Source organism: Arthrobacter sp. NicSoilB8, from assembly GCF_019977355.1.
In the GTDB taxonomy this organism is placed as follows: domain Bacteria; phylum Actinomycetota; class Actinomycetes; order Actinomycetales; family Micrococcaceae; genus Arthrobacter.
Window position 1 is genome coordinate 380679 of record NZ_AP024655.1, and the last position, 19208, is coordinate 399886.

Consider the following 19208-nt stretch of genomic DNA (forward strand, 5'->3'; position numbering starts at 1 on the left):
AACTGAAAAGGAGACCACCGTGGCCGGAACAGTGTCCCCGACCGTCGCCGCCCCCGCCGGCCGAGCGCTCAACCTGACGCTCGCCACCTCGGCGTCGGTGGTGTGCTTCTGGGCCTGGAATTCCATCGCCACGCTGAGCGCGTTCTACACCCAGCACCTGCACCTCAATCCGGCCACTACCGGCGTGCTCGTGGCCATGCCCGTCTTCGTGGGCTCGCTGGGCCGGATCGTCGTCGGCGCCTTGACGGACAAGTACGGCGGCCGCGCCATGTTCACTTTTGTCCTGCTGGCCTCCATCGTCCCGATCCTGCTGGTGGCCGTCGGCGGCAGCCTCGACTCCTTCGCCCTGGTGCTGGCTGCCGGCGTGCTGCTGGGGGTCGCCGGAACCGTCTTCGCCGTCGGGATCCCCTTCGTCAGCGCCTGGTACGAGCCCGCCCGGCGGGGTTTCGCCACCGGCGTCTTCGGCGCGGGCATGGGCGGAACGGCCCTGGCCGCTTTCCTGAACCCCCGGCTTGTCGCCGCCATCGGCTACGTTCCCACCCACCTGCTGATCGCCGCGATTCTGGCGGTCATGGCCGCCATCATCTGGTTCCGAATGAAGGAGGCGCCGGGCTGGACCCGCAGCAACGCGCCCGTGATGCCCAAGCTGATCGACGCCGCGAAGACCCCGGTCACGTGGAAGCTGTGCTTCCTCTACGCAGTCCTCTTCGGTGGCTTCGTTTCCTTCGCCACGTATCTGCCCACGTACCTTCGGGATGTCTATAGCTTTGATCCCAGCGCGGCCGGCGCCCGCACCGCGGGGTTTGCGCTCGCCGCCGTGCTGGCGCGGCCGGTGGGCGGCGTGCTCGCTGACAAGATCGGTCCCAAGCCCGTGGTGATCGCCGCCCTCGCCGGCGTCGCCGTCCTCGCCTGGGTGGTGAACCTGCAGCCCGACGGCGATGTCCCCGCCGGCCTGACGTTCGTCGCCATGGCGGCGGCGCTGGGCCTGGGCACGGGCGGGGTGTTCGCCTGGGTGGGCGTGCTCGCGCCGCAGGGCAAGGTCGGCAGCATCAGCGGGGTGGTCAGCGCGGCCGGCGGCCTGGGGGGCTATTTCCCGCCGCTGATCATGGGCGCCACCTATGACGCCGCGGCGCACAGCTACGCGATCGGGCTGCTGCTGCTCGTCGCCACGGCGCTCGCGGCGCTGGTCTTCACGATCTTCGCCATGCACGGCCGGACCAAGGCAAAGGTCGCCGCTGCCTAGCCGGAGCCGCGACCGGAGAACAGCTAGCCGAACAGCAGGGTCGCCACAGTGAAGATGGCGAGTCCGGCCAGGGCACCCACCACTGTGCCGTTGATCCGGATGAACTGCAGGTCCCGGCCCACCTGCAGCTCGATCTTCTGGGACGTTTCCTCGGCATCCCAGCGGGCCACGGTGTCCGTGATGACCCCGGCAATGTCCGAGCGGTAGGTCTTCACGAGGTAGCCCGCCGCGTCGCCGATCCAGGCGTTCACCTTGCCGGCGAGCTCCGGATCGACCAGCAGCCGGGTGCCGAAGTCATGCACGGCCGCCTTGAATTTGACGGTCAGTTCGCTGTGCGGATCATCGACGGCGTTGAGCAGGGCCGACTTGATGGTGTCCCAGGTGCGGGAGGCGAGCTCGCGGACCTCGGGGTCGCCGAGCACTTGCGCCTTGACGCCCTCGGCACGGGCGATCATCACCGGGTCATGCTGCAGGTCCTGCGCGAGGTCCTTGAGGTACTTGTCGATCGACCGGCGGACCTGGTGCTGCGGATCGGACTGCACGGCGCGGGTGAACTTCAGGATTTCCACGTACACCTTGTCGCCCACGAGTCCGTCCACGAACGACGGCACCCACGTCGGCGAGCGGTCGGTGACCAGCCTGTTGACTGTCTCCTGGTTGTCCCGCACCCAATCCACGGTGCGGTCCACGAGCAGGTCCACCAGGGCGTGGTGGTGGCCGTCGGCGAAGATCCGCTCGGCGAGCCGGCCCACCGGCGGGCCCCACGGCGGCGTGAGCAGGTGCTTGCGGACCATGCCCTCGATGACGGCCTGGACGTCGTCGTCGTTGAGGACCTTGAACGCGCCGCGGATGACCGCGGCGCCCTCCTTGGCCACGCGGTCCGGGCCGCCTGGGCTGGACAGCCAGGCGCCGGCTTTGCGCGCAATGTCCGCGGACGCCAGCTTCTCCTGGACCACTTGTTCGGAGAGGAAATTGGTCTCCACAAATTCGCCCAGCGAGGCTCCGATCTGGTCCTTGCGGCGCGGGATGATGGCGGTGTGCGGGATCTTGATTCCCATGGGGTATTTGAACAGGGCCGTGACGGCGAACCAGTCGGCCAGGGCCCCCACCATGCCGCCCTCGGCCGCGGCACGGACGTATTCGAGCCACGGATAGTACTTCTGCAGGGCGAACGCGACGACGAAGATCACGGCCATGACGATCAGCAGCGAAAGCGCCAAGAGCTTCATCCGGCGCAGCGCCGCCGCCTTCTCGGCGTCGTTGGACGCGGCGCGCCGTCTGGCGGGACCGTCCGGAACGCCGCCCGGACGTTCCGCGGCACGGGTCGGGGCAGTTGGCTCAGTGTTCACCTGCATGAGCCCAGCCTAGTCCCGCCGCGGAGCCGGCAGTCCGCTAACGTGGCACCATGACGACTGACGTGTCCGCCGCCGCCCGTCCTCTGGTCTATGCCCACCGGGGCTCCAGCGGAGCCTTCGCCGAGCACACCCGGGCCGCGTACCTGCAGGCAATCGCCGACGGCGCCGACGGCGTGGAGTGCGACGTCCACCTGACCCGGGACCAGCACGTGGTGCTGTTGCACGATTCCACCCTGGACCGCACCTCGGACGGCACCGGTCAGGTCGCGGACCGGACCCTGGACGAGCTCCGGCTGCTGGACTTCTCCTCCTGGAAGGGAGCGCGGGTCCCGGAGGCCTACGGCGCCAAGTCCGAGCAGTTCCTGACCCTGCCGGAGCTGCTCGCCATCCTGCGCGCGGCCGGCCGCGGGATCGGCCTGGCGATTGAGTTCAAACACCCGAGCCCGTTCCACCTCGGACTCGAGGACCGTGTCCTCGAGGTCCTGAGGGGCGAGGGCTGGGATCCGGCGACGTCGATGCTGGAGAGCGTCCGGGTTTCCTTCATGAGCTTCAGTCCCGACGCCGTGAAGCACCTGCTCGAGTCCGTGCCGGCAGAGGCCGTCTGCCAGCTCGTCGACGACGTCAACCTGGCGGATATTCGTGAGGAACTGGGACTGGGTGCCCTGACCGGCGGGGCCCTGGCCAACGTCATGAAGGCGGCCCAGGCCGAGGGCGAACGGATCCTGGACGCGGCCGAGGCGGGCATTGCCGGTCCGGGCATCGGCTACGTCCGCGCGCACCCCGGGACGGTTGAGCGCTGGCTTGGTTCAGGGCGACGGTTCCGGGTGTGGACGGTCGACGCCGCGGAGGACGTCGAGCGGTGCAGGAACCTCGGGATCCACGAGATCACCACCAACTGGCCGGCCCAGGTCCTGTCCCAGCTCCTGGCGGACAGCCAGCCGCTCCGGTAACTGTCCCGCCCGGCCGCCGGAGTCGTTCCTGCCGAATCCAAGCCGCGCTGGAACCGGGCCGCGCCGCGGCTCCCGAGCGAATTACGGCGGGCGCGGCCGCTGTGATTGAGTGGGTGCATGTCATTTCGCCGGTCCGGCCGGGACCTTCAGACGCTGTCCGCGGCGGCGCTGAGCGCGCTCCTGCTTGCCAGCGCCGCCAAGCACTTCCGCGAGCCCGAATTCTTCCACCCGGTGGTTCCCGACATCCTGTGCCGCGACGACTCCGGCAGGCAGCCCAACGGCCCGCTGGCTGTGCTCTCCCGGGAGGAATGGGTGGCAGCGAGCGGCCTGCTGGAAGCGGCCGCCGCCGTCGGGCTCCTGATCCCGGCCACACGGCCGGCCGCCGCCGGCTGCGTCACGGCAATGTTCACCGCGTTCCTCGCCGGCCACGTTGACGCCCTGCGCACGGCGTACGGGCCGGAAGGCACGCCGCGCCGGCGCCTGGTGCACACCCTGCGCCTCCCGCTCCAGGCGCCCCTCATCGGGTGGGCCTGGACCCTGACACGGCGGAGCCGGCGCCCGTGAGAATCCTGCAGTCGCCGGCGGTGCGGATCGGGGTGTCGATCAGTATTGCCACCGGTCTCTACGGCGTCTCCTTCGGCGCCCTGTCCGTCACGTCTGGCCTCGATTTCTGGCAGACCATGGCCTTGAGCCTGCTGCTGTTCAGCGGTGGATCGCAGTTCGCCTTCATCGGCGTGGTGGCCGGAGGCGGGTCCGGCGTCGCCGCGATGAGCGCCGCGACGCTGCTGGGCATGCGCAACGGAATCTACGGTATGCAAATCAACGCCCTGCTGCAGCCGCGCGGATGGCGCAAGTTCGCCGCCGCCCAGCTGACCATTGACGAGTCGACCGCCACCAGCACGGGGCAGACAGACCCGGATGAGCAGAAACGAGGCTTCTGGACCGCCGGCATCGGGGTGTTCGTCCTTTGGAACCTTTTCACGGCCCTCGGCGCGCTGGCGGGCGGTGCCCTCGGGGATCCCAAGCAGTGGGGACTCGACGGCGCAGCCGTGGCAGCCTTCCTGGGCCTGCTGTGGCCGCGGCTCAAGGGCAGGGAACCCATGGCGATCGCGGCCGTCTGTGCCCTGGCCACCGTGCTGGCCGTGCCGTTCGCGCCGCCGGGAGTGCCGATCCTCGTCGCCGCCGTCGTGGCGGCCGGAATCGGCTGGTTCAGCCACGGCCGCAGCGACGAGGGCCTCGAACCGGACGTCGACCCCTACGCGGAGCATCACGCGCATCATCACCGCGACCAGCATGGCGGGTACCCGGGAGACCCCGCATGAACCTCTGGATGTGGCTGCTGCTCTCCTGCCTGCTCGCCTACGCCTGGAAGCTGCTCGGATACCTGGTGCCGGCCAGCCTGCTCCGCAACCCGCGGATGTCCAGGATTGCCGGGACCATGACGATCGGGCTGCTGGCGTCCCTGACGGTGGTCAATGCGGTGGCGTCGGGCCAGTCGCTCGCGCTGGACGCCCGGCTTGGCGCATTGGCCGCGGCGGCGATCGCCCTGTGGTTCCGGGCGCCGTTCCTCGTGGTGGTGATCGCCGGTGCGGCGGCGGCCGCCGGGCTGCGGCTGCTGGGCTGGGGCTGACGGGCCCGCGCTGTCCCTCTCTACGCTGTCCCTCTTTACGCTGTCCCTCTTTACGCGGTCCCTCCCTACGCGGTTCCGCGTGTGGCGGGAACGGTCTTTAGTCCCTACTTGCCGGAAGGGCCGCATGGGAGCATTCGAACATGAGTGAACATGACGACCCGGGGGCTGAGGAGCCGCGCAAGCATCCTCATGCCAAGCCGCACGAGCCGTTTGTTTCTGCCGGGGCTGAATCCACCCGGGAACTGCGCGAGATGGCCCGCCGCCGTCGGGAAGCCGAAGAGAAGCTGCAGCAACACCTCCTGGAAGCCAAAGAAAAACCGGTTGAGGACTGATGTCGGGCGCCAGGCTGTCGGAGCACCTGCAGGATCTGGTGCTTGAAAATGCCAGCCTCGACGAGTTTCTGCAGGAAATGTCCGGCGCAATAGCCGAGTTTGGTGCGTCCGCGGCAGGCTGCCGGGTGCTGAGTTCCGTTCGCCTCATCCGTGCCTCGAAGCCTGCCGTGACAGCCGGCAGTGACCCTGCTGCGCTGGCGCTGGAGCAGCTGCAGGACCGGACGGCCGGGCCCGCCCTGGACGCGCTGGAGACCGGGCGGACCGCCCTGCTGGACGGCCGCCTCACCGGGGACCCCACCGAGCCGCGGCTGGACCGCTACCGGCGCACCGCCGCCAGGTGGGGCATCCGGAGCGCGCTTAGCGTCCCGGTGGCCCTGGACGATGGGGCGGCGGCCGCCCTGACCTACCTGGCGGCCGACCCGCATGCATTCGACGGCGGGGCGGCCGCGAGCTGCGAGGCGTTTGCCGCCACGGCCGGGAAGTCCATGCGCCTGGCCGTGCGCCTGGGATCGGTCCAGGACCTGAACCGGGATCTGCTCCAGGCCATGAAATCCCGGACCATCATCAACCTTGCGTCAGGGATTCTCATGGCCCAGAGCCGGTGCTCACAGGCTGAGGCCTTCACCCTGCTCAGCAAGGTCTCGAACAACCGCAACGTCAAGGTCCGGCTCGTGGCCGAGGAGATCCTGCGCAGGTTCGAACCGGGGCCCGTCGCCGCCGACTTCGGCCCCGGGACCTGACGCTCCCGGCAGGTGCCGTGCCCCCATACCGGTCAGCCGGCGTCGTCGACCTTCACAATGATCTTGCCCCTGGTGTGGCCCTCCATGTTCAGCCTGAACGCCTCGGCGGCCTCCGCGAGCGGAAACGTGCGGGCCACCTCGACCTTGAGCCGGCGTTCGTCCACGAGCCGCGCCAAACGCTGAAGGTCGGCCCCGATGGGGTTCACCCACATCCAGGTGCCGCCGTGCTGCTCCACCGCGCTGTCAGCGATGGAGGCATGCCGTCCTCCCTCGGCAAGGACCGCCAGAGTGGTGTCCAGGTTGTCGCCCACGAAGTCCGCGACGACGTCGGCGCCGCCTGGTGCCAGCGCCCGGACACGTTCCGCGAGGCCCTCCCCGTAGCTGACCGGTTCCGCGCCAAGGGCGCGAAGGAAGGCATGGTTCTTTTCGGAGGCGGTGGCGATCACCCTGGCGCCGAGCGCCACCGCGATCTGGATTCCCAGCGAGCCCACACCGCCGGCCCCGCCGTGGATCAGGAGCGTGTCCGCCGCCTTTACGTCCAGCCGGGTCAGGACCTGGTACGCGGTGAGCCCGGCGAGCGGAAGCCCGGCGGACTGGTCCCAGTCCAGCGTCTCCGGCTTCCGGGCCAGGAGCCGCTCAGGCAAAGCAATGTACTCGGCAAAACTGCCGCCATGGACGAAGTCCTTGCGGGCGTAGGAGATGACTTCATCGCCGGGCCTGAACTGCGGGGCGTCGATGCCTACAGACTCCACAACGCCCGCGACATCCCAGCCTGGAATGGCCGGGAACTGCAGGTCCATCATCGAATCGAGGTAGCCCGCCATGATCTTCCAGTCGACCGGGTTCACCGACGCCGCCTTGACCTTGACCAGAACCATTCCGGGCCCCACTTTCGGCAGGGGCTGCTCGGTCAGTTTAAGGACATCCGGACTTCCGTACTTGCTGTATGTCATCGCTTTCATGACATACAGCAACTGACGCCCCGGCGATCGTATTCCAGCGGCTAGGCCGGCGTCCCGAGTCCGGCGAGCCGCAGCATGACGGCAAGGCCGTCCGGAGTGCCGGGCCAGTGGCGCCGGACGGCGTCGGCTCCGGCGCGGGCGACCACCGAGCGCAGCACCAGTGCCACGATCACGACGTCGTCCGCGTAACCGATTACCGGAATGAAATCCGGGACGAGGTCGATCGGCGAGGCGAGATAGACGAGCAGGAGTGCCAGCCGGACCCGGACGCCCGGCGCCACAGTGCGGTCGGCCAGCAGGCGGCGGATGAGTCGAAGCAGGTCCGGCAGCAGCCGCAAGGCATCCCGCATGGTGACGGTCTCGGGGTGCCGTCGGGCGTAGCCCCACAGCAGCAACAGCAGGACCGCGTAGACCACCAGAATGCCGCCAATGACCCCGGCGAGGGTTTCCCATCCCATGGGCTCGATCTTACTTAGCTAGCCAAGAACGGCATCGAACGCCGTGCCCGGCAGCGGGGCCTGCGGCGGCAGTGCCCGGTCCGGCCGCTCCGTCCGGATGGCGTCCTCGACCAGCGCCACGGGTCGCCGCCATGCGTCGGAGCCCGGTTCCATCGTGTCCACGGCGCCGATCAGCATGGCCAGCAGGCGGATCATATCCGTCATGGAAATATCGCTGCGCAGGGTGCCCTGGCCCTGCCCGCGGCCCAGCAACACGGCGATGGACTCAATCAGGCCCCCGGTGATCCCGGCCAGCAGACCGCGCCGGCCTGCAACAGCTCCCAGGAGGTTGGCTTCCTCGCTGGCAACGCGCATCGTGGCATCGATGACCCGAAAGAGTCCGGCTGCGGCGTCCGAATCGGCCAGGGCCTCATCGATGGCCGGATCCACCTGGAGCCGGAGCTGCCGGTTGAGGGCGGCGAGCACCAGTTCTTCTTTGTCGGCGAAATTCCGGAAGAGGGTGGCCGGCCCCACTCCGGCGGTGCTGGCGATGGTCTGCAGCGGCACTTCCGGGCCGTGCTCGCGGAAGCACTGCCGGGCCGCGGAGATGATTTTGTCCACGTTGCGCGCGGCGTCTGCGCGGAGCGGCCTGCGGTCTACTGCCCGGTTCATTTGCCTAGGGTAGCAACGCACGGGGTGAGCGAAGCAGTTACCGCCCGGTAGTGCGTTATGTGACGGTTTCCACCGGCAATCCGGGCGGTCCGGTGACGGCATGCCGTGAAAGACTGATCCGGGACAGCCCCCGATTTTCCGCCTCGCTGTCCGGACCGAGTGAAGGGAACCATTACATGCTGGTCGCATTCTCCGTAGCACCCTCCGGTGACCCCGCCAACGGCCAGGCGCCCGGCGACGCTTCGGTCCACGACGCCGTCGCGGCGGCCGTCCGGATTGTCCGGGAGTCCGGCCTGCCCAACCGGACGAGTTCCATGTTCACCGAGATCGAGGGGGAATGGGACGAGGTCATGGACGTCGTCAAACGGGCGACAGAAGCCGTGGGCGCATATGGATCCCGCGTCTCGCTGGTCCTCAAGGCCGACATCAGGCCCGGTTACAGCGGCGAGCTGACCGGGAAGCTGGAGCGGCTTGAAGAGGCCCTCGACAGTTAGGCAGCCGGCCAGTACAGGGGCCTCCAGTGGGCCCGGCAGGCAGGAGCCCGGCAGACCCGTGCACGCCTAGCCCGGCAGGAAGCCGGGCCGCTTTCGGACTTGATTCGGACTTGTTCCCGCCGCCGGGAGGCTACCGCCGGGCCGGGGCGGCTGGGACACTGGGGGCATGATCGAGCACCAGTCCACACCCGCCTGGGTCGCAGTCGAAAACTTCCTCTCCGACGTCGTGGTCCGTCCGGACCGTGCGCTCCAGCGCGCCGTGACCACCGCCGTTGAGGCGGGCATGCCGCCGATCGAAGTGGCGCCCAACGCGGGCAAACTCCTGAAACTGCTGGTCCAGCTCTCCGGCGCCCGCCGCGTTCTGGAAATCGGCACGCTGGCCGGCTTCAGTACCATCTGGATGGCCCAGGGGCTGCCCGACGACGGCCGCCTGGTCACCTGCGAGTACCTCCCCAAGCATGCCCGCGTTGCGCGCGCGAACGTGGACGACGCCGGCCTGGGCCACAAGGTGGACATCCGGGTCGGCCCAGCGCTGGACACCCTCCGCGAGCTGGAAAGCGAGGCGGGACCGCCGTTCGACTTCGTGTTCATCGACGCTGACAAGGAAAACAACCCGCACTATCTGGACTGGGCCATCCGGCTTGGCAGGCCCGGGACCACGATCGTGGTGGACAACGTCGTGTGGGAGGGTGCCGTGCTGGATGCGTCGATGGACACGGTGAACGCACCGGGAATCATCAGTGCGCTCCAGATGCTTGGCGACGACCCGCGGCTGGACGGCACGGTCATGCAGACCGTGGGTTCGAAGGGGTGGGACGGCTTCGCCCTCGCGATCGTCCGGTAGGCGCGGGAGGGTGTTCGCGAGGCAGCGGTGGGGTAGTCTCGGCCGGTCCGCAACAAGTGCTAAGTATGCTTAGATTGCTTGGCAGCGGCGTCGGGGCCCGCCGGCGACGCGCCGGACTCCGGCCCTGCAGCCCGCCCGCAGCCCGAACTGTCCAGCCCGAACTGTCCAGCCCGAAGCGTCCAGTCCGAAGCGTCCAGTCCGAAGGAATACAGGCAGCCGAAATGAACGGGACCAACACCACCCACCACGCACCCTCAGTCACGATCAGCCCTGCCAAGATCAGCCCTGTCAGGATCGGCTCTGTCAGGTTCGGCTCTGGGGCCGGAGACCTGGACGCCATCAGCCCACTGATGGCCGAGGCACAGGCAGCCGTCGGCGACGTTCCGGCGCTGCTGGACCTGGCCAAAGCGGCGGCGGCGACGGCGCCAAAGCCGGGGGAAGGCCGGACCGCTTTCCTCTGGGAGATCCTGGCCTCGGTGACCGCAGTCGACGTCGCCGCCGGACGGGTGCTTGAACCGCACCTGGACGCCGCCGCGATCCTGGCGCAGGCGGCAGGACTGGCCGCGGGGGAAGGCCGGGACTGTCCGGACTTTGGCGGGATCCGTTTTGACGGCGCCTGGGGCGTGTTCGCGGCAGAGGCCCCCGGGCTCCGGCTAGAGGCCCGGGCGGCCGACGGATGTTTCCTGCTCCACGGCTCCAAGCCCTGGTGTTCGCTGGCCGCGCAGCTGGACCACGCGGTGCTGACCGCGCACGTCGAGGGTGGCGGCCGTGCCGCGTTCGCCGTCGACCTCCACGCAGATGGCGTGAGCTTCGGGGACCCGGAGTGGACCAGCCGGGGCTTGCGGGAAATCCCCAGCGGCACGGTCCATTTCGATGGCGTCCCGGCCGTTCCGCTGGGCGGATCCGGCTGGTACTACCAGCGCCCGGGGTTCGCCTGGGGCGGCATGGGCGTGGCCGCCTGCTGGCTGGGCGGCGCCGTGGCGGTGGCGCGCAGCTTCACAACGTCGCTGCGGAAGGCCGCCGACGGCGGCCGGGAGCCGGATCAGATCGCGCTGGCCCACCTCGGCGAGATTGACCGCACGCTGGCCGCCCTGACCGCGTACCTCGCGCGGACCGCCGACCGGATCGACGCGGGGGAACTTTCCGACGCCGGCGCATGGCGTGAGGCTCTGCGCGTCCGGGGAAGCGTGGCCACCGCCGTCGAACGGATCCAGGCGCTCGTGAGCCAGAATCTGGGGCCTGCCCCGCTCGCTTTTGATGACGCCTACGGAAAACGGATGGCCGACCTGGCCCTCTACATCCGCCAGCACCACGCCATGCGCGACGACGCGCAGCTGGGCGCCCTGACGCTGGCAGGTGACACCCCATGGTGAGCTTCAGCCACAACGATGCCGGAACCAGCGAGGCCGCGTGGGCTTCCAGCGGCGCGGGCGAGCTGCCCGAGCTGCCGCTGGATGACGCGGATCTCGCCGGCCGGGCGTTCATCGTACTGGCGGCCCACCCCGACGACGAATCGCTCGGCGCCGGCGGGCTGCTGGCCCGGCTGCACGCCGTCGGCGCCACCGTCCGCGTGCTGTTGTGCACGGCGGGGGAGGCATCGCACCCCGGCTCGCCAACCACGACGCCGGACGAGCTCGCCGCCGTCCGGGTGCGGGAATTCGGCGGAGCCCTGACGCACCTGCTGGGGGAACGGGCATGGGACGGAGATCAGGGCTGGCAGTGTCTGGGCCTGCCCGACGGCAAACTCGTCCAACACCGCGAGCAGATCCGCGCCGCAGTCCGCGAAGCGTCCGTCCGGTGTGGGCGTGCCGCCGGCGACGTGGTGCTCGTGGCGCCCTACCGCTCGGACGGCCATACCGACCACGACGTCCTCGGATCCGTCGCAGCCGAGCTCAGCACGGCGGCGGGCCACGGACTCCTCGAATACCCCATCTGGTACTGGCTGTGGGCCGCTCCGGATGCGCCGGCTGACTCGGCCGGCGCGGCATGGCACGGCTGGTTCCGGCTGTCGCTGCGCCCCGCCGAGCAACAAGCCAAGGCTGCGGCCACGGCGGCGCATGTGTCGCAGGTGCAGCCGCTCTCCGGTCTGCCGGGCGACGAGGTGCTCCTGCCGCCGGACTTCCTGGCGCACTTCGACCGGCCCTGGGAGACGTTTGCCTGGCATCCGGCCAACGCCCCGGGCGACCTCCCGGACCCTCCGCGCAACGTTCCGCCGGTGAATGCCCCGTCCGACGCCCCGGCCGGCGGTGGAGGCCGGTCCCCGCGCCCCTTCGCCGCGGGCGACGCGGAGCGCCTCTTCGATGCTGTGCACGCCCGGGACGAGGATCCCTGGCAGTACACCTCGAGCTGGTACGAGCACCGCAAGCGTTCCCTCACGCTCGCCGCGCTGCCCGCCCGCACGTACACGGCCGGGCTGGAGGTCGGCTGCTCGATCGGGACGCTGAGCGCGGAGCTCGCGCCGCGGTGCGGGAGCTTCCTGGCCGTTGATGCCAGCGGCACCGCCCTGGCCCACGCCGCCCGGCGGCTCGCCCACCTGCCCTCTGCACGGACGCACCATCTGACCGTCCCGGACCAGTGGCCGGACGGATCATTCGACCTGATCGTCGTCTCGGAGGTGGGCTACTACCTCTCACCGGCAGAGCTCGCCGGACTGTTCGGCCGGATCGATGGCGCGCTCATGGCCGGGGGAACCCTCGTGCTGTGCCACTGGCGGCACCCCGTTTCCGGCTGGGAACTCGACGGCGACTCGGTCCACGCAGCGGCCCGGCGGCAGCTGGGCTGGACCGGCGGCGGTATCTATCAGGAACGCGATTTTGTCCTTGAGGTGCTTCTTGCCCCGGACGCAGCGCCGGATGCCGTGGCAGTACCAGCGCCGGCAGCAACGCCGGGCCTGCCCCCGGACACTCCGCCGGGCCTACCGCCGGACACTGTGCCGGACCGCGGCGGCCTCGAACGGGGCCGGTGACCGGGATGGCCGCCCTGCCGCTGCCGTTGCCGCGCGGGCACCGCATCGAGCGCGTCGCAGTCGTCGTGCCCGCACACGACGAAGAAGCCCACCTGGGGCAGTCGCTGCGGGCCCTGCAACGGTCCGCCGACGCCCTGCACAGCGCCCGGCCCGACGTCGACCTTCGGATGACGGTGGTGCTGGACAGTTGCACCGACGGTTCCGCCGCCATCGCGGCCGGCTACGTTGCCGCGGACCCGCGGTTCAGCGCCCTGGACGTCAGCTTTCGCAGCGCCGGCGCCAGCCGGGCCGCCGGCGTCCGGGCCTCGGGCATCGGCCTGCCCCGGCGGCGGCAGTCTGCCCAGCGCTGGACGCAGCCGCCCTGGGCAGTCCGGACGTGGGTAGCCAATACCGACGCCGATTCCCGGGTGCCGGAGCACTGGCTGGTGCGCCAGCTTGAGTTCGCCGAGGCGGGAGCCGACGCCGTCCTCGGATCCGTGGAACCTGACCCCAACGGAATGGACCCTGAACTGCTCCGGCGCTGGCGTGAACGCCACCCCTTCCACGAGGACCATCCCCACATTTACGGCGCGAATTTCGGGGTCCGGGCGTCCGCCTACCTGGCCGCTGGAGGGTTCGCCCGGATCAGGTCCGAAGAGGACCGGATCCTCGTCCGCAACCTCCGGAGCCGGGCCTTTACGGTCACGGCGACGGACAGCACCCGGGTCATGACCTCCGGCCGGACCCATGCCCGTGCTCCGGACGGCTTTGGCACCTATCTGCGAAGCCTGGGCCAGTTGCTGCCGCCGCCTGCCGGCTGACGGTTCATTGACGCACGGTTCATTGACGTCCGGTTCATTGACGCCCGGACCGGTCCGCCTCCACACTAAGGAAGTGACCGACGCTGCGAACGAACCCGGCATCGACCAGGTTGTTGACCGCCTGATGACCCGCTTTCCGCACGTTCCGCGGCTGCACATCGTCTGGATTGTCGGCGAGGAGTTCGAGGCCCTGGACGGGGGCCGGATCAAGACCTTCATCCCCACCCTGGTTGAGCGCGGCGCCCGCGTGCGGCTTCAGAGCGAGTTCGGGATAGGTGCCGCCGGCGACTAACGCCGCGGCGGTCCCGAATCCGCCGGACCCGCACCGCCACCGCCGTACATGGACAGCGCTCCCCGCAGCGTCCCGGCGATTTCGACGGCGGCCCCGAAATGACCTTTGGCCCTTACAAGCCCGGGGAGCCGGCAGCATGCTCGATCCATGAGGTACCTGATCAGGGCCGGCGGCCGGCGGTGCCCGTGAAGGGCGGAGCGGGCGTGTGAATCCCGGGCCGGGACAGGACTCGCTGTCAGCCGTCGCCGGCCTCAGCGCCGATGAAGCTGCCCGGCGGCTGAAGCAATTCGGCGCCAACAAGCTGCCCGAGCCCCGTCCGGTCCCCGGCTGGCGGCGGCTCCTGGCCGAGCTGACCCACTTCTTCGCGATCATGCTCTGGGTGGCTGCCGTCTTCGCGTTCATTGCCGGCATGCCCGAACTCGGCGTCGCCATCGTGGTGGTCATTGTGGTCAACGGGGTGTTCGCCTACATCCAGCAGGAACGGGCCCAGCACGCCGCCGCGAAGCTCCGCGAGCTTCTCCCGGCCATGGTGTCGGTCCGCCGGGACCGCCGGGTCATCAAGGTCCACTCCACCGAGCTGGTGCCGGACGACGTCGTGGTGCTGGTGGCCGGCGACCGCGTTCCGGCGGACCTCCGGCTGGCCCTGGCCGCCAGCTGCGAGGTGGACGAGTCGATGCTCACGGGCGAAAGCGAGGCCGTCGCCAAATTCCCGGGCGACACCGCGTTCGGCGGGACGTTCGTGGTCAACGGGCAGGCCGAAGGGGTGGTCGCGGTGACGGGGGGCCGGACCAGGCTCGCGGAGATCGCAGCCCTGACCGGAAAGGTCGAGGCCCCGCCCAGCCCGCTCGCCCAGGAACTGCAGAGAATCGTCCGCATTACCGCCACCATGGCCCTGGGCATCGGGGCCCTGTTCTTTTTGCTCTCGCTTCTGGTCGGGATTTCCTGGCGCGATGCGTTCCTGTTCGCCATCGGGGTGGCCGTCGCCCTGGTCCCGGAAGGGCTGCTGCCGACCGTCACGCTGTCCCTGGCGGTCGGCGCGCAGCGCATGGCCAAGCGCAACGCCCTGGTGCGCAACCTCCAGGCCGTGGAGACCCTCGGGTCCACGACCTTCATCTGCACGGACAAGACCGGAACCCTGACGCAGAACCGGATGAACGTCGTCGAGGTCTGGACGCCGGCCGGGCTGCTGACCATCAACGGCCAGGGCTACGGGCCCGAGGCCGACATCACGGGCGGCGGCGTGGAGGCGGCCCGGCAGCTCAGCGTCGCGGCGCGCACCGCCTCGGTGGGGCGGGCCGTCCTCCACGAAGACCGGTGGATAGCGGAGGGGGACCCGATGGAGGCCGCCATCGACGCGCTCGCCGTCCGGCTCGCCGTTCCGGGCGAACAGCCGGATTGGCCGACGCCGTCGCACCGGTTCGCGTTTGACTCACGCCGGCTGCGGGAGTCGGCAATCGTCGGCACCACGCTCTACGTGAAGGGCGCTCCGGAGTCCGTGATTCCGTTGTGTACTGGCAGAGGCACTGGCAGAGGCAGTGGCGGCGCTGGCAGCGGCACGGCACCCGGCGCCGGGGCCCCAGACGCGGCGTCCGGCCCGGGCGCGGACCAGGCACGGATCATGGTCGATGAGATGGCCGCCCGCGGCCTGCGCGTGCTCGCCGTCGCCAGCCGGAGCCTGCCAGGGCCGCCCGGCGCCACGTTCCGGCTGGAAGACGCAGAGTCCGGGCTGACGCTGCTGGGCCTGATGGGCCTGCACGATCCTCCCCGGGCCGAGGTGAAGGTGGCTCTCGCCGCTGCACGAGACGCCGGAATCAAGGTCGCGATGGTGACCGGCGACCACGCCTTCACCGCCGCCGCCATTGCCCGGGAGACGGGATTGCTTGGCCCCACGGAGACCGTGCTGCAGGGACCGGACCTGCCCGAGGACGACGCCGTCCTGGCGGCCCTGCTGGACCGTGACGGCGTGGTGGTCAGCCGGGTGACGCCAGAACAGAAACTCCGGGTGGCCCGCCTGCTGCAGGGCCGCGGGCACGTCCTGGCCATGACCGGCGACGGCGTCAACGACGGCCCGGCGCTGCAGCAGGCCGACATCGGGGTCGCGATGGGACGCAGCGGCACCGACGTTGCCCGCGAGGCCGCCGACCTGGTGCTGCTGGACGACGACTTCGCCACGATCATCGCCGCCGTGGAGCAGGGCCGCGCCACCTACGCGAACATCCGGCGCTTCCTGACCTACCACCTGACGGACAACGTCGCCGAGCTCACCCCGTTCGTGATCTGGGCACTGTCCGGCGGCCACTTCCCGCTGGCGCTGGGGGTGCTGCAGATCCTGGCCCTGGACATCGGTACCGACCTGCTGCCAGCCCTCGCCCTGGGCAGCGAGGCGCCGAGCAAGGGGACGCTGAAGCGGCCGCCCGAGCGCCGGCACCTGATGGACCGTGCCCTCATGTTCCGGGTGTTTGGGCTGCTCGGGCCGGTGGAGGCGGTGATGGAGATGACGGCGTTCACGGTGGTAATGCTCGGCGCGGGGTGGCGGCCCGGCGCCGAACTGCCGGCCACCGACGTGCTCATGGCGGCGTCCGGCGCTGCCTTCACCACGGTTGTCCTGGCCCAGCTGGCGAACGCCTTCGCCTGCCGCAGCGCCACCGTCCCGCCCTGGCGGCTGGGCTGGTTCACCAACAGGCTTCTGCTGTGGGCCGTGCTGGCCGAACTGGGGCTGCTGTGCGTGTTCCTGTTCCTCGTGCCCTTGGCAACGCTGCTGGGCCAGGCCCCGCCGACACCGGGTGGGCTGGCCGTGGCGCTGGCCGCGATCCCCGCCGTCCTGCTCGCGGACTGGCTGTACAAGATCGTCCGTCACCGCAGGGCCGGGTCACCCGCCGGCGGCTATCCTACCGGGTCAGCCGGCGGGTCAGCCGGCGGGTCACCTGCCCGGCCCGGACCCGGCAGGGGCGGCCCGCGGGTCCAAAGCCCCTGACCCCGGGACACCGCTCCCACGCAGTATGGGTCCACCGACAACGCACAGGAGCGCTGAGATGGCTGAATCGCCAGTGATGTGGTTTGACGAAATCGGCATGGCCGACGTCCCGCGGGTCGGCGGCAAGAACGCCTCCCTTGGCGAGCTCATCCGCACCCTCCAAAGTAAGGGGGTCCGGGTCCCCGACGGGTTTGCGACCACGGCCGCCGCGTACCGCTCATTCATCGCGGCCAACGGGATCGACGCGGCCATGCGGTCGCGCATTGCGGCCTACCGGTCCGGAGAGGCCACGCTGCGCGCGACCGGCGAGGCCGTCCGGGAGCTGTTCCTTGCCAGTGAGTTCCCCGACGACATCGCGGACTCCATCCGCGTCCACTACCGGTCCCTGGGCGAGCGCGCCGGCCAGGGCCGGCTCGCCGTGGCGGTGCGCAGCAGTGCGACGGCGGAGGACCTCCCGGACGCCAGCTTCGCCGGGCAGCAGGAGACGTTCCTGAACATCGCGGGTGAGCGGGAACTGCTGGACGCCTGCCGCCGCTGTTACGCCTCCCTCTTCACGGACCGGGCCATCAGCTACCGCGAGGTCAAGGGCTTCGACCACATGGACGTCGCCCTCTCGATCGGCGTCCAGCGGATGGTGCGCTCCGACGTCGGAGCCTCGGGGGTGATGTTCTCCATCGACACCGACTCGGGCTTTCCCCGCGCCGCCGTCATCAGTGCGGCCTGGGGCCTCGGCGAAACGGTCGTTCAGGGCACCATCAACCCGGACAAGTACCTGGTCTTCAAGCCGCTCCTGACAGAATCCGCGGCCGCGGACGGCATTACCCCGATCATCGAAAAGTCCCTCGGCTCCAAGGCCCGGAAAATGGTCTACGCCCGCGGCGGCAGCGCCCGCACCCGCATGGTGGACACCTCCGAGGCCGAACGCCGGGCCTTCGTGCTGGGCGACGCCGAGATCCTTGCCCTCGCCCGCTGGGCCGTCAGTGTCGAAAACCACTACGGCCGGCCTATGGACATGGAATGGGCCCGCGACGGCGAGACCGGGGAACTCTTCATGGTCCAGGCCCGGCCCGAGACCGTCCAGTCGCGCCGGACCGGTCCGCACTTCACCATCCACCATCTGCTGGAACAGGGGCCCGTGCTCGCCACCGGGTCGGCCATTGGCGACTCGATCGCGCACGGCACGGCCTGCGTCATCCGGGCCGCGGCGGACATCGCGAAGTTCCGCGACGGCGCCATCCTCGTCACCGAAATGACCGACCCGGACTGGGTGCCCATCATGAAACGGGCGGCCGGGATCGTCACTGACCACGGCGGCCCCACGAGCCACGCGGCGATCGTCAGCCGCGAGCTGGGCGTCCCCGCCGTCGTCGGAACCGGCAACGCCACGGCCGTCCTGGCCGAGGGCCGCCCCGTGACGCTCTCCTGCTCCGAGGGCGACCTGGGCCGCGTCTACGACGGCACCCTGGCGTTTGAAACGGAAGAGGTGGACCTCGGGGCGTTGCCCGAAACGCGCACGGCGGTCATGGTCAACATCGCCAGCCCGGCCGCGGCCTTCCAGTGGTGGCGGCTGCCGGCCGACGGCGTCGGGCTTGCCCGGATGGAGTTCATCATCAGCAGCCTGATCCGGGTCCATCCCATGGCGCTGGTCCATCCGGAACGGGTCGCGGACCCCGCCGAGGCGCAGCAGATCCGGGAGCTGGCGCAGGCCTATGCGGACCCGGCCGAGTACTTCGTGGATGCCCTGTCGCTGGGCATCGCCAAGATCGCCGCACCGTACTATCCGCGCCCCGTGATTGTCCGGCTCAGCGACTTCAAGACCAACGAATACGCCCACCTGCTCGGCGGGGGCGCCTTCGAGGAACCGGAAGAGAACCCGATGTTGGGGTTCCGCGGCGCCTCGCGCTACTACGACGCCCGCTACCGCGAGGGGTTCGCACTCGAATGCGCCGCCCTCAAACGGGTCCGGGAGAAGCTCGGGTTCACCAACGTGATCGTCATGGTGCCGTTTTGCCGGACGCCGCAGGAGGCGGACAAAGTCCTGGCCGTGATGGCCGAGCACGGCCTGGTCCGCGGCAGTAGCGGGCTTCAGGTCTACATGATGTGCGAAATCCCGTCCAACGTGGTCCTGGCGGAAAAGTTCGCCACCCGCTTCGACGGGTTCTCGATCGGCTCCAACGACCTCACGCAGCTGGTCCTCGGCGTGGACCGTGACTCCGGCCCGCTCGCGGCGCTCTTCGATGAGCGGGATGAGGCCGTGATGGTGATGATCAGCGAGGCCATCCGGAAGGCCCACGCCGCCGGCATCAAGATCGGCATTTGCGGTCAGGGGCCCAGCAACCACCCCGAGTTCGCCGCGTTCCTGGTGCGGGAAGGGATCGACTCGATCTCCCTGAACCCGGACAGCTATCTCAGGACGGTGCCGCGGATCGCGGAAGCGGAAGAAACGGAAACGGCGGGCTCAGCCAAGGCAGCGGCAAAGGCAGAGACAGCGTAAGCCACGGCAGCCTCAGCAACGGCA

19 protein-coding genes are annotated in these 19208 nt (G+C 70.0%); 15 read left to right on the forward strand and 4 right to left on the reverse strand.

The window, feature by feature from the left end; all coding sequences use genetic code 11:
- The first annotated feature begins 19 nt into the window (after window positions 1–19).
- The gene (locus LDO15_RS01765; protein ID WP_223983383.1) at window positions 20–1243 is read left to right on the forward strand and encodes an MFS transporter; all 1224 of its coding nucleotides are present in this window, start codon (window positions 20–22) and stop codon (window positions 1241–1243) included.
- A gap of 23 nt (window positions 1244–1266) precedes the next feature.
- Here the strand turns inward: LDO15_RS01765 and LDO15_RS01770 are convergent, their stop codons facing one another.
- A complete protein-coding gene (locus tag LDO15_RS01770) occupies window positions 1267–2472 on the reverse strand; it encodes a DUF445 domain-containing protein (RefSeq protein ID WP_223987682.1) in 1206 nt (401 codons plus the stop codon).
- A 176-nt stretch (window positions 2473–2648) separates the two neighbouring features.
- Here LDO15_RS01770 and LDO15_RS01775 point away from each other — a divergent pair, with 176 nt between their 5' ends.
- The 6 genes from LDO15_RS01775 to LDO15_RS01800 all read left to right on the forward strand — a co-directional run bounded on the left by LDO15_RS01775 (window position 2649) and on the right by LDO15_RS01800 (window position 6250).
- On the forward strand, window positions 2649–3548 hold the full coding sequence (locus tag LDO15_RS01775; protein ID WP_223983385.1) for a glycerophosphodiester phosphodiesterase family protein: 900 nt from the start codon (window positions 2649–2651) through the stop codon (window positions 3546–3548).
- Between the two features lie 117 nt (window positions 3549–3665).
- Window positions 3666–4112, forward strand: a complete 447-nt coding sequence (locus LDO15_RS01780; protein WP_223983388.1) for a hypothetical protein — start codon at window positions 3666–3668, stop codon at window positions 4110–4112.
- The gene (locus LDO15_RS01785; protein ID WP_223983390.1) at window positions 4109–4870 is read left to right on the forward strand and encodes an AzlC family ABC transporter permease; all 762 of its coding nucleotides are present in this window, start codon (window positions 4109–4111) and stop codon (window positions 4868–4870) included. The genes LDO15_RS01780 and LDO15_RS01785 overlap by 4 nt, the downstream gene beginning before the upstream one ends.
- The gene (locus LDO15_RS01790) at window positions 4867–5178 is read left to right on the forward strand and encodes an AzlD domain-containing protein (protein WP_223983393.1); all 312 of its coding nucleotides are present in this window, start codon (window positions 4867–4869) and stop codon (window positions 5176–5178) included. The genes LDO15_RS01785 and LDO15_RS01790 overlap by 4 nt, the downstream gene beginning before the upstream one ends.
- Window positions 5179–5318: 140 nt before the next feature.
- On the forward strand, window positions 5319–5510 hold the full coding sequence (locus LDO15_RS01795; RefSeq protein ID WP_223983396.1) for a hypothetical protein: 192 nt from the start codon (window positions 5319–5321) through the stop codon (window positions 5508–5510).
- Window positions 5510–6250 carry a GAF and ANTAR domain-containing protein gene (locus LDO15_RS01800; RefSeq protein WP_223983398.1) on the forward strand — a complete coding sequence of 247 codons (741 nt, stop codon included), beginning with the start codon at window positions 5510–5512 and terminating at the stop codon, window positions 6248–6250. Before LDO15_RS01795 ends, LDO15_RS01800 begins: the two co-directional genes overlap by 1 nt.
- 32 nt (window positions 6251–6282) lie before the next feature.
- On the opposite strand, the gene LDO15_RS01805 is transcribed toward LDO15_RS01800, so the two are convergent.
- From LDO15_RS01805 to LDO15_RS01815, 3 genes are read right to left on the reverse strand one after another with little or no spacing between them, the layout of a single operon-like run.
- Window positions 6283–7212 (reverse strand): NADP-dependent oxidoreductase, encoded by a 930-nt coding sequence (locus LDO15_RS01805; RefSeq protein ID WP_223983400.1) that lies wholly within the window; start codon window positions 7210–7212, stop codon window positions 6283–6285.
- A gap of 41 nt (window positions 7213–7253) precedes the next feature.
- Window positions 7254–7670, reverse strand: coding sequence for a YkvA family protein (locus LDO15_RS01810; RefSeq protein WP_223983402.1), 417 nt, complete (start codon window positions 7668–7670; stop codon window positions 7254–7256).
- 18 nt (window positions 7671–7688) lie between these two features.
- The gene (locus LDO15_RS01815; RefSeq protein ID WP_223983404.1) at window positions 7689–8321 is read right to left on the reverse strand and encodes a TetR/AcrR family transcriptional regulator; all 633 of its coding nucleotides are present in this window, start codon (window positions 8319–8321) and stop codon (window positions 7689–7691) included.
- Window positions 8322–8497: 176 nt separating this feature from the next.
- Between LDO15_RS01815 and LDO15_RS01820 the strand changes: the two genes are divergently transcribed.
- The 8 genes from LDO15_RS01820 to ppsA all read left to right on the forward strand — a co-directional run bounded on the left by LDO15_RS01820 (window position 8498) and on the right by ppsA (window position 19184).
- A complete protein-coding gene (locus tag LDO15_RS01820) occupies window positions 8498–8815 on the forward strand; it encodes a thiamine-binding protein (protein ID WP_223983406.1) in 318 nt (105 codons plus the stop codon).
- Between the two features lie 166 nt (window positions 8816–8981).
- On the forward strand, window positions 8982–9659 hold the full coding sequence (locus tag LDO15_RS01825; protein ID WP_223983408.1) for an O-methyltransferase: 678 nt from the start codon (window positions 8982–8984) through the stop codon (window positions 9657–9659).
- Window positions 9660–10009: 350 nt separating this feature from the next.
- The gene (locus tag LDO15_RS01830) at window positions 10010–11032 is read left to right on the forward strand and encodes an acyl-CoA dehydrogenase family protein (protein ID WP_223987684.1); all 1023 of its coding nucleotides are present in this window, start codon (window positions 10010–10012) and stop codon (window positions 11030–11032) included.
- A complete protein-coding gene (locus LDO15_RS01835; RefSeq protein ID WP_223983410.1) occupies window positions 11026–12624 on the forward strand; it encodes a bifunctional PIG-L family deacetylase/class I SAM-dependent methyltransferase in 1599 nt (532 codons plus the stop codon). The genes LDO15_RS01830 and LDO15_RS01835 overlap by 7 nt, the downstream gene beginning before the upstream one ends.
- A gap of 5 nt (window positions 12625–12629) precedes the next feature.
- Window positions 12630–13424, forward strand: coding sequence for a glycosyltransferase family 2 protein (locus tag LDO15_RS01840; protein WP_223987687.1), 795 nt, complete (start codon window positions 12630–12632; stop codon window positions 13422–13424).
- A gap of 73 nt (window positions 13425–13497) precedes the next feature.
- Window positions 13498–13716 carry a hypothetical protein gene (locus LDO15_RS01845; RefSeq protein ID WP_223983413.1) on the forward strand — a complete coding sequence of 73 codons (219 nt, stop codon included), beginning with the start codon at window positions 13498–13500 and terminating at the stop codon, window positions 13714–13716.
- A 205-nt stretch (window positions 13717–13921) separates the two neighbouring features.
- A complete protein-coding gene (locus LDO15_RS01850) occupies window positions 13922–16690 on the forward strand; it encodes a cation-transporting P-type ATPase (RefSeq protein WP_223983416.1) in 2769 nt (922 codons plus the stop codon).
- A gap of 58 nt (window positions 16691–16748) precedes the next feature.
- Complete coding sequence (gene ppsA, locus LDO15_RS01855) at window positions 16749–19184, forward strand: phosphoenolpyruvate synthase (RefSeq protein ID WP_223983419.1); 2436 nt, start codon at window positions 16749–16751, stop codon at window positions 19182–19184.
- The last annotated feature ends 24 nt before the right edge of the window (window positions 19185–19208 follow it).